The 14,296-nt window shown below is 69.8% G+C and carries 11 protein-coding genes; 6 read left to right on the forward strand and 5 right to left on the reverse strand.

What is annotated here, in order from left to right:
• The first annotated feature begins 113 nt into the window (after positions 1-113).
• Positions 114-593 carry a hypothetical protein gene (locus ACFC79_RS20445; protein WP_376242036.1) on the forward strand — a complete coding sequence of 160 codons (480 nt, stop codon included), beginning with the start codon at positions 114-116 and terminating at the stop codon, positions 591-593.
• Positions 594-932: 339 nt separating this feature from the next.
• Here the strand turns inward: ACFC79_RS20445 and ACFC79_RS20450 are convergent, their stop codons facing one another.
• A complete protein-coding gene (locus ACFC79_RS20450) occupies positions 933-1,829 on the reverse strand; it encodes a DUF4231 domain-containing protein (protein ID WP_376242038.1) in 897 nt (298 codons plus the stop codon).
• A 255-nt stretch (positions 1,830-2,084) separates the two neighbouring features.
• Here ACFC79_RS20450 and fxsA point away from each other — a divergent pair, with 255 nt between their 5' ends.
• From fxsA to fxsT, 4 genes are all read left to right on the forward strand, one after another.
• Positions 2,085-2,252, forward strand: a complete 168-nt coding sequence (gene fxsA, locus ACFC79_RS20455) for an FxSxx-COOH cyclophane-containing RiPP peptide (protein ID WP_376242040.1) — start codon at positions 2,085-2,087, stop codon at positions 2,250-2,252.
• A gap of 43 nt (positions 2,253-2,295) precedes the next feature.
• A complete protein-coding gene (gene fxsB / locus ACFC79_RS20460) occupies positions 2,296-4,536 on the forward strand; it encodes a radical SAM/SPASM protein FxsB, inactivated metallohydrolase extension form (RefSeq protein WP_376242042.1) in 2,241 nt (746 codons plus the stop codon).
• A 220-nt stretch (positions 4,537-4,756) separates the two neighbouring features.
• Positions 4,757-6,115 carry an FxsC protein gene (fsxC, locus tag ACFC79_RS20465; protein WP_376242044.1) on the forward strand — a complete coding sequence of 453 codons (1,359 nt, stop codon included), beginning with the start codon at positions 4,757-4,759 and terminating at the stop codon, positions 6,113-6,115.
• Positions 6,099-10,031 carry an FxSxx-COOH system tetratricopeptide repeat protein gene (gene fxsT, locus ACFC79_RS20470; RefSeq protein WP_376242046.1) on the forward strand — a complete coding sequence of 1,311 codons (3,933 nt, stop codon included), beginning with the start codon at positions 6,099-6,101 and terminating at the stop codon, positions 10,029-10,031. Before fsxC ends, fxsT begins: the two co-directional genes overlap by 17 nt.
• 57 nt (positions 10,032-10,088) lie before the next feature.
• Here fxsT and ACFC79_RS20475 read toward each other — a convergent pair whose 3' ends face one another.
• The 3 genes from ACFC79_RS20475 to ACFC79_RS20485 form a co-directional block, all read right to left on the reverse strand.
• Complete coding sequence (locus ACFC79_RS20475) at positions 10,089-10,964, reverse strand: alpha/beta fold hydrolase (protein ID WP_376242047.1); 876 nt, start codon at positions 10,962-10,964, stop codon at positions 10,089-10,091.
• A gap of 257 nt (positions 10,965-11,221) precedes the next feature.
• Positions 11,222-11,434 (reverse strand): DUF397 domain-containing protein, encoded by a 213-nt coding sequence (locus tag ACFC79_RS20480; RefSeq protein WP_376242049.1) that lies wholly within the window; start codon positions 11,432-11,434, stop codon positions 11,222-11,224.
• Positions 11,431-12,282 (reverse strand): helix-turn-helix domain-containing protein, encoded by an 852-nt coding sequence (locus tag ACFC79_RS20485; RefSeq protein ID WP_376242051.1) that lies wholly within the window; start codon positions 12,280-12,282, stop codon positions 11,431-11,433. Before ACFC79_RS20485 ends, ACFC79_RS20480 begins: the two co-directional genes overlap by 4 nt.
• A 264-nt stretch (positions 12,283-12,546) precedes the next feature.
• Between ACFC79_RS20485 and ACFC79_RS20490 the strand changes: the two genes are divergently transcribed.
• A complete protein-coding gene (locus tag ACFC79_RS20490; protein WP_376242053.1) occupies positions 12,547-13,035 on the forward strand; it encodes an ATP-binding protein in 489 nt (162 codons plus the stop codon).
• Between the two features lie 164 nt (positions 13,036-13,199).
• On the opposite strand, the gene ACFC79_RS20495 is transcribed toward ACFC79_RS20490, so the two are convergent.
• A complete protein-coding gene (locus ACFC79_RS20495; protein ID WP_376242055.1) occupies positions 13,200-14,237 on the reverse strand; it encodes a DUF3533 domain-containing protein in 1,038 nt (345 codons plus the stop codon).
• Positions 14,238-14,296 lie beyond the last annotated feature (59 nt).

Below are 14,296 nucleotides of genomic sequence, written 5' to 3' on the forward strand. Positions count from 1 at the left end.
TTGAGAGGATGTGGGGCAGGTCGGTCATGCAGGAGCAAACGGGGGCGGATACTGTCCCGCCCGGAGGGCGACCTCCGGGGCCCCCGGCAGACACCTCAGGGGGTTCCAGGTCCGTGAATCGCATCGGAGTGACCGGTCACCGCAGCATTCCGCACGAGGCCCACGCGCACGTTCTCGCCGGGCTGGAGGCAGCTCTCCGCGGCTTCGAGGGATCGTTGGAGGCGCTGTCCAGCCTGGCGGTGGGGGCTGATCAGATCTTCGCCGACCTCGCCCTGGCCCGCGGCGCGGACCTCACCGTGGTCGTCCCCAGCGGCGACTACGAGGCCACCTTCGCCGATGCCGCCGAACTCGCCCGCTACCACGCGCTCAAGAACCGTGCGGTGCGGGAGATCCGGATGGACTACCCGCACTCCACCGACGAGGCGTACTACGCGGCGGGCACGTACATCGCCGACCACTGCGACCGGCTGCTCGCCGTGTGGGACGGCCGGCCGGCCCGCGGCCTCGGCGGTACCGGCGACATCGTGACCTACGCCCGCAGCCTCGGCCGACCGGTCACCGTCATCTGGCGTGAGGGCGTGGAGCGCGGCTGAGGGCGTGGAGCGCGGCCGATCGGCGACGCGGCCGCTCTCCGTGCCGCGGGGTGGCGACCCGGCGGTCGAGTTGCCCGTGCGACTTTGCCCGGCGCCGGTGGTCGGGCCGGAGCCCGTCGCGCGGTTCCCGCCGATGGTGTGCCGACGAGCAGGGGAGCCGGCCGGCGGCGGCAGTGTTCACGGCCGCGGCGGTGGTGCCGCGGTCCATCGATCCGAACGGTGGCGACGGAGTCCGGCGTCCGGTGCCGGCGGCATCCTGCGGAGGCGTCGAGAACGCCCCGGGAACGGGCGCGGCCGGCCTCGGGGGCCGGCCGCACCCATGCGTTTTCCGGTGATCCGTCACATCTGGTGCCGCGCCAGCCAGTCGGTGTGCTGCGGCGAGACGATGCGCTCGGTCTCGAACACCGCACTCGGCCACTGACGTTCGGTCAGCGTGGTCTCCATCGCCACCTGCATCGCCTCCAGGTCCTCCTCCACCAGTGAGTGGGCGGAGATCAGCGGATGGTGGCGGCGGATCTCGTTCCATGCCAGGCAGGCCGCCGCGGCGGCGGACAGCACCCCGGTCAGGGCGAAGGACTGGGTGACGGAGAACGTCCGCAGCAGGGCGGAGAGCAGTGCCAGCGAGGTCAGGACGGCGATCGTGCTCGACCAGAGCAGGGTGGCCCGCCGCGACACCTCCTGGCGCCTGCGGTACCACGTGCGCTGTTCGATCAGCCGGTCGCGGATGTAGGTCTCCTTGCGAACGGTGAATGCCTTGTTCCGTAATTCCCGCATGGATTCGGTGATCAGGCCGCCGGAGTCCGCCGTGAGGTCGCGGGGGTCGGTCCAGCCCACTTTGCGGAGCTCCTGGAGTCCCTCTTCGAGACGGTTCGCGAACACGGCCTCGGGATGCGGGGCGTTGGTGTCGAAGGGGGAGCCGTGCACGGAGTAGCGCCAGCACATCGACTTGATGAACTCCGCCGCCGATCGGTTGAGTTGCCAGTGCGACTTTGCTCTGCGCCGGGTGGCGAGGTACGTCGTGAACAAGACACCCGCATAGGCCAACACGCCGACGGCGTCGATCAGTTGGAACGTGGTGCCCAGCTTCGCGTGCCAGGGCAGTGCTGCCGGTACCGTGCCGATGAGCAGAAGGATCAGCTGGACGCGGGTCGTGTTCACGGCCTCCCGTTGGCTCGTGATCGCGATGGCGTCCGTGTGATGGAAGAGCTCCGGCAGGTCAGCGTTCCTGAACACCATGCTCCGGAGCGGTCCGGGAATCGCCGTCATGTTCGCTCCCGTCTGCAGTTGTGTTGTCACTTCAATGGAGGAATCCGTGGTTCCGTTCGACTCCGGACGGTCCCATGTGACGCTTTTGTCTCAAGTGGGCGTCCTCAGTTGCCAAAGGAGGTCATGAGAGTAAAGTCGTGCCGCCGGGCACTGCAATGGTGCGCATATCCTTGCTGTATTCCTGTCCGGAACCATTCCATCGGAACAACCCCCTCAAGGACGGCCGTGAACACCACAGAATCCTCCCGCTCCTTCGCCGTTGCGAAGAAGAGTCGTGTGCGCCTCGCCGAGATCGACGCCACCGGCACCGCCGCCGACCGCAAGGTCGGCCGTGTGCACGCTGCTTCGACCAGCCGCCCGACTCAGGCATCGACCTTCAACTCGGCACTCTGATCCAAAGCCCCGACCACCCCTGCGGGCTGGCTAGACTGGCGGAATGACAGGACCCCTGGTCCCTTTCCGCGAAGTCGTTCTCAAGGTTCACAGCAGGTGCGATCTTGCTTGTGACCATTGCTATGTCTACGAACATGCAGATCAGAGCTGGCGATCCCGGCCAAGGACAATCTCTGATGATGCCATCTTCCGGACTGCTCAACGCTTGGCCGAGCATGCCAAGACACATGCACTGCCCTCCGTGTCAGTGATCCTGCACGGAGGGGAGCCCCTGCTGGCAGGTCCCGCCCGATTGCGGCGCGTCTGCGAAGTGCTCACCTCAGCCTTCGAGGGCATCGCGGAACTCGACCTCCGTATCCACACCAACGGGCTCCAGCTCAGCCCGCGCTACCTCGACCTCTTCGACGAGTTCGACGTCAAGGTCGGCATCTCCCTCGACGGCGACCGGGCCGCCAACGACCGGCACCGGCGCTACGCCGACGGACGCAGCAGCCACCCTCTGGTCCTCAAGGCAGTCGAGTTGCTCCGGCAGGAGCGCTACCGCCACCTCAATCTCGGTCTGCTCTGCACCGTCGACATCCGGAACGACCCGCACGCGGTCCTCGACGCGCTCACCGAGCTCGAACCGCCGCTCATCGACTTCCTGCTGCCGCATGCCACCTGGGACGAGCCGCCGCTGCGTCCCGACGGGTCGCCCACCGCCTACGCCGACTGGCTCCTCGCGGTCTTCGACCGCTGGGAGGAGCAGGGGCGACCGGTGCCGGTGCGGATCTTCTCCTCGGTGCTGTCCACGCTGAGCGGCGGTCCCAGCCTCACCGAGTCGCTGGGCCTCGCCCCCACCGACCTCGTCGTGGTGGAGACCGACGGGCAGCTGGAGCAGGTCGACTCGCTCAAGAGCGCCTACGAGGGCGCGGCGGCCACCGGGTTCGACGTCTTCAGCCACTCCTTCGACGAGGTGGCGGCGCATCCCGGGGTCCGGGCCCGCCAGCTCGGCCTGGCCGGCGTGAGCGAGACCTGCCGCCGCTGCCCGGTCGTGCGTTCGTGCGGGGGCGGCCTCTACACCCACCGCTACGACTCCGCCGGGCCCCTCGGCCCGTTCGACAACCCCTCCGTGTACTGCGCCGACCTGGAGGCGCTGGTGCGCGGGATCGAGACGCGCACGGCGGGGGTCCTGGCCGCCCCCGCCGTGACCGACCCCGTCGAGCTGGCCGCCGCCCAGGAGGACCTCACCCGCACCCTGCTCGCCCGGCTGAACGCCGACATCGGCCGGAGCGGCGGCCGGGAGTGGGCGGAGGCGTGGGAGCTGACCGGCGCCATCGAGGCGTCCGAGCAGGGCGCGCGCGGCCTGGACGAGGTGCTGGCGCTGCCGTACACCCGCAGCTGGCTGCTGCACGCCCTGGAGCTGGTGCGCGAGCGGGCCGGGGCCGTCCGGGTGGCGCGTCGGCTGCCGGCGTACCTCGCGTCGGCCGTCGTGCGGGCCGGTCTCGACCTGCCCGTCCGGGTGATGTTCTCGGACGGCGCCCTCTTCCTGCCCGGCCTCGGCGAGTTGCGGATCGCGGACGCGGGGGAGTGCGGCACGGCCCTGGTGCGGGGTGCCGGAAACGGCTTCCTGGTGCGGCGGGAGGGGGGCGACGCGGGCGAGCCGGGGGTGGTCGTCCGGCCGGAGCGGGCCGGTCACGGCTGGCGGCCGCTGCGACGGATCGTGCTCCCGGGTTCACCGGCGCCGGGCCCGGTGCTGGACGACATGGACCCGTTCCGTGACTGCTTCCTGCCGCGAGCGGCCCCCGCCCTCGACGAGCGCGCCGCCGCCGGGCTGACGGCCCGGATCGCGGAGGCGTGGACGCTGATCGCGGCGAAGGCGCCCGGACGTGCCCGGGAGATGGCCGGCTTCCTCACCACCCTCACCCCGCTGACCGGCTCGGCACCGGCCGAGCCCTCGGTCGGACGCCACGGCGCCGGCGCTCTGGGCATCTCTCCGGACGGCAGCGCCGAGGAACTGGCGTTCGCGCTGCTCCGGGGTTACCGACGGGCGGAATTGCGGGCGTTTTGCGACGTCACGGATCTTTACGCCGCAGACGGCTCCTGGGAACATCGAATTCCGTGGCAGGAAGAACCAGTTCCGTTTTCCCGGCTGCTGACCGACACCTATGAACGAATGGCGTTGGGGGATTTCGAGCCAGATTGGCTAGAAGGTGTTCCGCAGGCTCTCGATGTGCTGGAGGGTGCCGCCGAACCGACCGTCCACGGAAAGCGACTTCTGGACCGGATGCGCAAAGAGATGTGAGACAGTCCGGGTTCGGCATTCCTGTTCGACCGGGAGGGGCGGTACGCATGGGGCAACTGGGGAGAACGGTCACAGACCGAATTCGATCAAGGAACTCGTTCGCTCAATCCGGGAACGCATGACTGAAAACTGGCGTTGAATGACCGAACGCCATGGGAGTGGAGCAACCTCCGCTCCGGAATGATGAATTCGCTCGCATTCGGCTCACCTCACTTCTCGGATGCGGGTGCTCACACAGGACGGGGGTCGTGTGCACGCAACAACGCAACAGCGAGCGGCGGACCATCGGCCGTACTTCTTCTTGAGCTATGCCCACACACCGGGGTACGGCGGTGGCACGGACCCCGACATGTGGGTCGAGCGTCTCTTCCAGGATCTCTGCGGCCATGTGATGGCCATGACCGATCTGCCCGCCGGTGCGCCCGCCGGGTTCATCGACCGCGAGATACGTTCCGGCGAGGGCTGGTCCGAACGGCTCGGCGAGGTGCTCGCCACCTGCCGGGTCTTCGTTCCGCTGTTCTCGCCGCGCTACTTCGCCAGTGAGATGTGCGGCAAGGAGTGGTATGCCTTCGCGCAACGGGCCATCCACCATCGCGCCCGCTCCAATCAACGGGCCGAGGCGATCGTCCCGGCGCTCTGGGTCCCGGTGCCGCCCAGTCAACTTCCCGGCCCCGCCGAGCGGTTGCAGTTCAACCATCGCGATTTCGGCGACCGCTACGTCAGCGACGGGCTCTACGGGCTCATCAAACTCAGGCTCTTCGCCGAGGAGTACGAGCGCGCGGTGTACGAACTCGCCAAGCGCATCGTCAACGTCGCGGACACGATACGGATCGGCACCGGCCGCCCCGTCGACTACCGGCTGGCCCCCAGCGCCTTCGGCCCGCCGAACAGCACCGTCGCCCCCCGCCCCATGCAGGTGACGATAGCCGCGCCCACCCGGCACGACCTGCCCGAGGGGCGCAACGCCGACTACTACGGCGACACCCCGCAGGACTGGAACCCCTACCATCCGGTCGCCGCCCGTCCCCTCGCCTACATCGCCGAGGACCTGGTGCGCTCCCTCAACTACCAGGCCACCATCGCCTCCTTCGACGAGGAGTCCGGGCACCCCGAGGGGAAGCACGTGCCCAGCAGGCCGGAGATACTGCTCGTCGACCGCTGGGCGCTGCAGGACGAGGACCGGTGCCGACGGCTCGCCGCCTTCGACGCCGAGAACCGTCCCTGGGTGACGCTGGTCGTGCCGTGGAACCGCGAGGACCAGGAGAGCAGGGCGGCCGAGGTCGAACTCACCGAGAAGCTCGAACGGACCATGCCGACCAAGATGCGCCAGGGCCGGGCTTTCTGCCGGGCCGCCGCCAAGGGAGTGCCCAGCATGGAGGCGTTCGGGCAGATCCTGCCGCAGGTGGTCGAAGTGGCCGCCCAGCAGTACCTGAGACACGCGGCGGTCTACCCACCCGCCACCGGTGGCGGCCACACCGAACGGACACGGCTGATGGGGCCGATGGCGCAGACGAACTACATCCCCGAGACACACGACCCTGCGACGGATGCGGAGGACACGGATGACGGCCGGTCGTGACGGGCGCATCGTCACCTTCTACTCGTACAAGGGCGGCACCGGGCGCACCATGGCCCTGGCCAACACCGCCTGGATACTCGCCGCCAACGGCAAGCGGGTACTGGCCGTCGACTGGGACCTGGAGGCACCGGGGCTGCACCGGTTCTTCCACCCTTTCCTCGACCCCTCGACACTCGGCGCCACCACCGGCGTCATCGACCTCATCACCGAGTACGCGTGGGCCGCGACCAGCCCCGTCCAGCGCGCCGACGACTGGCACCGCGACTACGCACGCATCCAGCCGCACGCCGTCTCCCTCGCCCCCGAGGCGCTCGGCTGGGAGTTCCCGCAGGGCGGCACCCTCGACTTCGTCTCCGCGGGACGCCAGAACCGCGAGTACTCCGCGACGGTCTCCACCTTCGACTGGGACAACTTCTACGACCGGCTCGGCGGCGGCCATTTCTTCGACGCCCTGCGCGACGACATGAAGGCCAACTACGACTACGTCCTCATCGACAGCCGTACCGGCCTCAGCGACATCGCCGACATCTGCACCGTCCACCTGCCCGACGTCCTCGTCGACTGCTTCACGCTCAGCGACCAGTCCATCGACGGCGCCGCCTCCGTCGCCCGGCAGATCTCCGAGCGCTACACCGGCCGCTCCATCGCGATCTACCCCGTCCCGATGCGCATCGACGAGGGCGAGAAGGAGAAGGCCGACGCCGGACGGGCCCTGGCCCGGCTGAAGTTCGACCGGCTGCCACGCGACCTGTCCGGCGACGAACTCACCGCCTACTGGGGCGCGGTGGAGATCCCGTACCGCCCCTACTACGCCTACGAGGAGACCCTCGCCACCTTCGGCGACGAGACCGGTCTCACCAACTCGCTGCTCTCCGCCTTCGAACGGCTCACCTCGGTCGTCACCGACCAGCAGGTCACCTCGATGCCGCCGGTCGGCGAAGAGGTGCGGCTGCGCATCCGGGACGCGTTCACCCGGCGCAGGCCCGCACTGCCCGCGGACCTCTTCCTCAGCTACGTGGCGGAGAACCGGATGTGGGCCGACTGGATCGAGTCCGTGCTCACCCGGGCCGGATTCCGGGTCGTGCCGCGCGACGTGTCCGCCGAGCGGGAGGAGCCGGAACCGGCGGGCGTCGCCGAGAACGCGGCCCGCACCGTGGTGCTGCTCTCCAGCGCGTACCTCAAGTCGCAGCGCGCGGTGAACATCTGGGACCGGGCGGTGGCGGAGGACCCCGGTGGCGGCCGACGCCAGCTGCTGCCGCTGCGCGTCGGTGACGTACGGCTCTCCGCCCCCTACATCGACCGCAACCCCGTCGACCTCTTCCGGCTCGACGAGGTGCACGCCACCGCCGCGCTGCTGCGCGCGCTGGACCGGCCCGTCCAGCTCACCGACGGGGTGTCGCCCGGCCCGCGCTTCCCCGGCACCGTGCCCAGGATCTGGAACGCGCCGCCCCGCAACCCCGGCTTCACCGGCCGTTCCCTGGTCCTGGAGCGGATGCGCGACCAGCTCGGCGGCGGCATGGCCGTCGTGCTGCCGCAGCCGCAGACCTTGTACGGGCTCGGTGGCGTCGGCAAGACCCAGGTCGCGTTGGAGTACGTGCACCGCTTCATGGCCGACTACGACCTGGTCTGGTGGATATCCTCGGAGCAGACCGACGACGTGGTCGCCTCGCTCGCGGAGCTGGCCGTGCGACTCGGCGCCCAGGGCGGCGACGACATGGCCGCCGCCTCCCAGGAGGCCGTGGACCTGCTGCGGCGCGGGGTCCCCTCGGACCGCTGGCTGCTGGTCTTCGACAACGCCGACGACCCCGAGCGGCTGAGGCGGTACTTCCCGCAGGGCGGCTCCGGGCACATCCTGGTCACCTCCCGGAACCAGGCGTGGTCCCAGCACGGCGACGCCCTGCCCGTCGACGTCTTCCTGCGCGAGGAGTCCATCGAGCACCTCCAGCGCCGGGCTCCGGGGTTGAGCGACGAGGACGCCGCCCAGGTGGCCACCGCGGTCGGCGACCTGCCACTCGCCGTCGAACAGGCGGCGGCCTGGATCGCGGAGACCGCCACCCCGATCGACACCTACCTGGAGCAGCTGGCACAGCAGGCCCCCGAGGTCCTGGCGCTCAACCAGCCGGCCGGCTACCCGCAGCCGGTCGCCGCGACCTGGAACATCTCCATCGAACGGCTCAAGGAGCGCTCGCCCGCCGCGGTGCGGCTGCTCCAGCTCTGTGCCTTCTTCGCCCCGGAGCCGATCTCCGGGAACCTCCTCTACAGCAAGGAGATGATCGAGGCGCTGAAGCCGTACGACGCCTCGCTCCAGGAGAAGCTGGTGCTGGGCCGGGTCATCCGGGAGATCGGCAGGTTCGCCCTCGCCAAGGTCGATCAGGTCTCCAACTCCATCCAGGTGCACCGGCTCGTCCAGGCCGTCATCCGGGCGCAGCTCACCGAGGAGGAGCAGCGCGACGCCCGGCACGCCGTCCACCGCATCCTCGCGGGCGCCCGGCCCGACGACGACGAACCCATCGACAACCCCTCGACGTGGCCGCAGTTCGCGACCATCTGGCCGCACCTCGCCCCCTCCGACGCCCGCAACTGCAAGGAGCCCGAGGCACGTCGGCTGCTGATCGACCGCGTCCGCTACCTCTGGAAGCGCGGCGAGTTCAGGACGGCGGGTGCCCTCTGCGAGGAACTGCGCGCCATCTGGAAGGAGACCCTGGGCGAGCGCGACATCCAGTACCTCTACCTCTGCTTCCACCTGGCCAACATCTACCGCTCGCGCGGCCGTTACGTGGAGGCGCGGGAGCTGGACGAGGTCACGCTGGCGATGCAGCAGGAGGTCCTGGGGCCGGAGCATCCGCACACCTACATGAGTACCAGCAGCCTGGCGACGGACCTCGGCACGCTCGGCGAGTACACCAGGGCGATCGAGCTGGCGACCGAGGCCACCGACGGGTTCAACCAGATCTTCCACGAATCGCACCCCAGGACCCTGGCGGCGGCGAACAACCTGGCGTTCACCCTGCGCTCCATCGGGCAGTACGCCCGGGCCCGGGAGATCGACCAGGACGTCTTCGACCGGCGGGTCGAGGTGCTCGGCGCGGAGCATCCGTACAGCCTGTCCTCGGCCATGAACCTCGCCCGCGACCTGCGCGAGGTCGGCCGGTACGAGGACTCGGTCACCCTCCTCAGCCGTACCTACGACAGCTACAAGGCCACGCTCGGCCGGGCCTTCCCCGGCACGCTGAGCGCGGCGAAGAGCCTCGCCGTCTCGCTGCGCAGGGCGGGCCGACTGGAGGACGCCCGCAGGCTCACGGTCGCCACTCTCGCCCGGTTCCGGGCCAAGTACACGGCAGTCAACCCGGAATGGCTCGCCTGCGACCTCAACATGGCGGCCGACCTGTACGTGGCGGGGGAGACCGTCGAGGCCAGGGACACCGCGCAGCAGGTCGTCGACCAGTACATGAAGGTGCCGGGGGAGAAGCACCCGTACACCCTGGCCGCCCTCAACAACCTCGCCGTCTACCAGTTGGGCGTCGGCGCGGTGGAGGAGTCGGAACAGGTACTGACCCGGGTGGTCGCGTCGATGCGGGAGGTGTACGGGCAGGAGCACCCCAACACCCTGTTCTGCGTCATGAACCTCGCCAACGCGACGGCAGAGCAGGGCGATCTCGAACTCGTCCTGAAGACCGAACGGAGGCTGGCCGGGCAGCTCAGGCAGGTCATCGGGGCACACCACCCGGAGACCCTGGCGATGATGTCGAACATGGCGGTCACGCTCGACGCGATGGGGCGGCCGGACGAGGCGGCGCGGCTGCGGGCGGATACGGGCGACGAGCTGGCCCGGCAGCTCGGCGACGAACACCCGCTGACCCGGATCGCCCGCAACGAGAACCGGTTCGAGCGCGAGCTGGAACCGACGGCGGTGTGAGCGACGGGAGCGTCCGGCCGCCGGGCCGGACGCTCCCGTGCTCCTCGATCCGTTCCCTCAGGCGGCGCCGGGTTCCAGCAGCCAGTTGAGGATGATGGGCAGGGCGTGCAGAGCGTCGAAGTGCGCTGCGGTCGGCTCCAGCACGACGGTCGCGTTCGGGATGCGTTCGGCCAGCCAGCGGGAGTGCCCCACCGGCGAGAACACATCCTTCTCGCCGTGCCACAGCATCACCGGACCCGGAATGTCCGCCGGATCGAACCCCCACGGGCGGCTGAACGCGATCGCGTCGTCGATCCACCCCCAGGCCGACGTGCGCAGTCCCTCGCGGTAGTTGCGCAGCAGCATGGAGCGGACACCGGCGTCGTTGACCACCATCCGGTCGGAGTCGGTCAGCTCCCGGCGCAGGTCGTCGATCAGCCGGACCGGGTTCTTCCTGATCACCGCCGACCGTGAGATGAACGATTCGGCGAGCCCGTCCGGATCGGCTGCCGCGGTGGAGTACGCCAGCACGTTGGACGCGGCCATCCCCTCGAACCAGTCGAGGCCGTCGGCGCCCCAGGGGGCCAGCCCGACCAGCGCGGCGGTACGGGTCACCCGATCGGGCATCAGCGCGGCGCAGGCGAGGGCGTGCGGGGCGCCACCGGACCGGCCCACCACGGCGAACCGTTCGAGGCCCAGATGGTCCGCGATGGCCCGCACGTCCTGGACGGCGTCGGCGACACAACGGCCCGGCAACCGGTCGGAGTCCCCGTAGCCCGGCCGGTCGTAGGCGATCAGCTGGGTCTTGCGCTGGTACAGCACCATGCCGCGCGGAGCGGGACCCAGCCTGCTGCCGGGCATTCCGTGCAGCAGAAACACCGGTCTGCCGCGTGGGTCCCCCAGACGCTCCACCATCAGATGCCGCCCGTCCTCCGCGCGCACCCGGCTTCGCACTCCGTGCCTCCTCCGTTTGGTGCGGGCACGACGTGCCCGGCTTTCCCCGCCCCAATTCGATGATGGCTCATCAGAGCCCTTACCGGGACGGCGTGTTGGGAAACAAGGCAGGGCTCAGGGGGCGCGGGGGACGGCGGTCGGAGTGCACACGGACCGTGATGGTCTGCGCCCTCGGGCAGGAAATGGCCCGGTCATGGGCCCCTGCACACCTGGGATCGTGTGTGCGGGCTGCTGACCGGGCCAGGATTCGACCGGCGTTATTCGGCCGTGAGTGTCTGCGCGACGAAGGCGGTCCATGGGTTCCGTGCGATGTGGAGGACCGGTCCGTCGTGGGGGTTCTTGGAGTCGCGTACGTGGACGGTGTGCCGGTCGGTTGCCACTTCGACGCAGTCGCCGCCGTCCGATCCGCTGTGGCTGCTCTTGAACCAGTTCAGCCCGTTCGTGTCGCCGGACATCTGCTCCACGCTCATGTCTCTCCCGCCAGCCGTTCGATGAGCCTCGCGGACTCCACACCGTTCAGAGCCTGCGATCGCAGCTTGCCATAACGCAACCCGAAGGAGCTGACCTCGGCGGGATCATGGACGATGTGGCCGACGCCTTGCGACTCGAAGTACCCGAGGCGCTTCAGATCTTCCGTTTCCACCAACACGAACGGACCGTTGAGGCCGGGGTGGAACCCCGGCGCGGCCGGCATGACCTGAACCTCCACATTGCGCGATGCGCCCACCTCCAGCAGCCGTCGCCACTGTCCGTGCATCACCTCCGGGCCGCCTACGGGGTTGCGCAGGGCCTCCTCGCCGATGATGAACGACAGTTCGGCGAGCGGATCCCGGGTCAGCAGCTTCTGGCGGGCCAGTCGCGCTTCCGTGTGCTGGTCGATGATCTCCTCGTTCAGCGGTGGGCAGTGCCCCGCGAACACCGCTCGCGCGTACGCCTCCGTCTGCAACAGGCCCGGCACCAGCAGCGGATCGTAGGAGAACCGGCTCAGCACCTCGGCCTCGACGAGGGCGAAGTTGCGGAAGAACAGCGGTAGTTTGGCCCGGTCCACGTCGGGCTGGAGCACTTCCAGCACCCCGTCCGCCGTCAGCACCCGGTCCGCCGCCACGGTGAACGCCTCCTTGGCCGGGCGGCGCCCCTGCTCGACGGAGGCGACCTGCTCCAGCGAGTAGCCGATGGCATGCCCGAGCGCCTGTTGGTTCATCCCGGCCCGTTTGCGCAGGTGCTGGAGCAACTTGCCGTAGGCCACCCACACGCCCGGCAGGCTGTTCTCGTCCTTCGCCCCCGCTCCCGTCGCGCGGCCGTTCCGCGTATCCCGCATGTGTCCTCACGCCTTTCGCTCAGCCGGACGCCGTCCGCCCCGCCCGTTCCCTTCCCACAGGGGCCCGGCCCTGACCGCGGCCGGGGAAGGTTCAACGCGGCTCGTTCCGCCCGGGACACGGAGGCGAAGCCGTACGGCACCCGTACAAGACCCGTACAGCTCCGGTCCGTTCCGGTGCGGTGGCCCGGCGACTCCCGTACGAGTGCGGTCGCGTACGGCCGTCACCCCTGGTCGGAGCGGTGACCGGCCGCCCACGATGGTCCCGTGACACACCGGACAAGCACCCACGAACGACGCGCCGACGAACCAGGTGCCCATGAATCACGCGTGCACGCACCCGAGTTCAGGGTGCAGCTCAGCAGCACCAGGAGGGGTGCCCGGCTCGCACGCGCCCTCGCCGTGCAGCAACTCACCGAATGGTGCGGCCTCCCGTACGACTCCGAACCCGCACGCACCGTCGCCCTCGTCACGGCGGAACTCGCTTCCAACGCGATCACCCACGGTCGCCTTCCTGGCCGCGATTTCCGGCTGACCCTGCTTCTCCTTCCGGGTGCGGTACGCATCGAGGTGACGGACACGCGTCCGGAACGGCTCCTGCCGCAGCCCCCTTCCTGTCCGATCGGCGCCGATGCCGAGGCCGACTCGGGGCGCGGTCTGCTGCTGATCAACGCCTGTGCGAGCCGTTGGGGCTGCACCGTACGCGACGCCTGGCTCAAGACGGTCTGGGCGGAGGTGGAGTTCGGGGAGGGGTGAGCAGGTGCGCGGCCTCGGTCCGGAAAGGGCGGTTCCGCCCGTTCGGAACGCGCCGGTCGTATGCGGTGTCGGGCGAGGCGCGGCCGCCCCGCCCCGGTCGGTACCGGTGCCCCGCGAAGTGCGTGGCTCTGCCATGGGCACTCGTCCGTGGGGCCGACGGCCGGTCAGTCGACCGTCGAGCCGAACGGCGGCGGGGCGTCGGCGATGTCCTGAGGGGTGCGGCGCATGGCGATCAGGCAGGTGACGAGGGTGCCCGCCACCGCCCACGCGGACAGCACCAGCAGTGGTCCGGTGATCGCGTTGCCCCGGAAGTAGGCGATCGAACGGGCCACCCAGGTGCCGGCCCCGGGTGGCAGCGCGGGGCCGATCGCCCGCCAGAAGTCCGGGAGCATCGGCAGCGGGAAGGCGCCGCCGGCGCTCGGGTTGCCCGCGATCACCACGATCAGCACGGCCAGGCCGATGCCGACGATGCCGGTGAGGGCCTGGAGGGCGAGGGTGAGCATGCCGACCGCGAAGACGGTCAGGGCCCCCAGCCCCGAAAGGCCCCAGAAGCTTCCGGGCAGTGCGCCGAGAATCGGGCCGATGATGAGCGCGCCGCCGATGCCGCCGACGACGGAGTACAGCGCCATGACGCCGGTCCGGATCAGGGCGCGCTGCCGGTTGGCAGGTTTGGCGCCGGCGCTGATCGCCAGGATCGACGCGCAGAGGTAGCCGCCCACGCACCAGCCCACGACCAGGTAGAAGGACGAGATCCCGTTGAAGTCCTGATCGGAGGCGGGGGCCAGGTCCACGGGCCGTACCGTGCGCTGCCGGGCCTGGTCCGCCTTCGTGACGATCCGGGTCAGGGTGTCGGCCATGGCGGTACCGCCGCCGGAGGCGACGAGGACGGTGTCGGTGGTCCGGGTGGGGTCGACGACCAGGGCGCCGTCGATCTCGCGGTTCATGATCTGCTCGCGGGCCGTTGCCTCGTCGGCGAGTGCGCGGGGGTCCAGCGGGCCGCCCGGGAGGTTCTTCAGTTCGGTCAGGAGCTGTGCGGACATCTGACGGGGAGCGACGACCCCGAAGGGGACGTCCGTCGGTTTCGGCCGGTGCAGTGCTCCGACGTAGGAGGTGATGAACAACAGTTGCAGTGCGAGTACACCGATGACGAGCACGGCGGCCCGTGGGGTGACGGCGTTCTTCACCTCGTCGACGAAAGTCATGTTCCCACGCTCCGGGGTGTCGGCCGTCGATGCAGGTGGGGCTGGGCCGAATGGGTGAC

The sequence above is a fragment of the Streptomyces sp. NPDC056061 genome (genome assembly GCF_042266885.1).
In the GTDB taxonomy this organism is placed as follows: domain Bacteria; phylum Actinomycetota; class Actinomycetes; order Streptomycetales; family Streptomycetaceae; genus Streptomyces.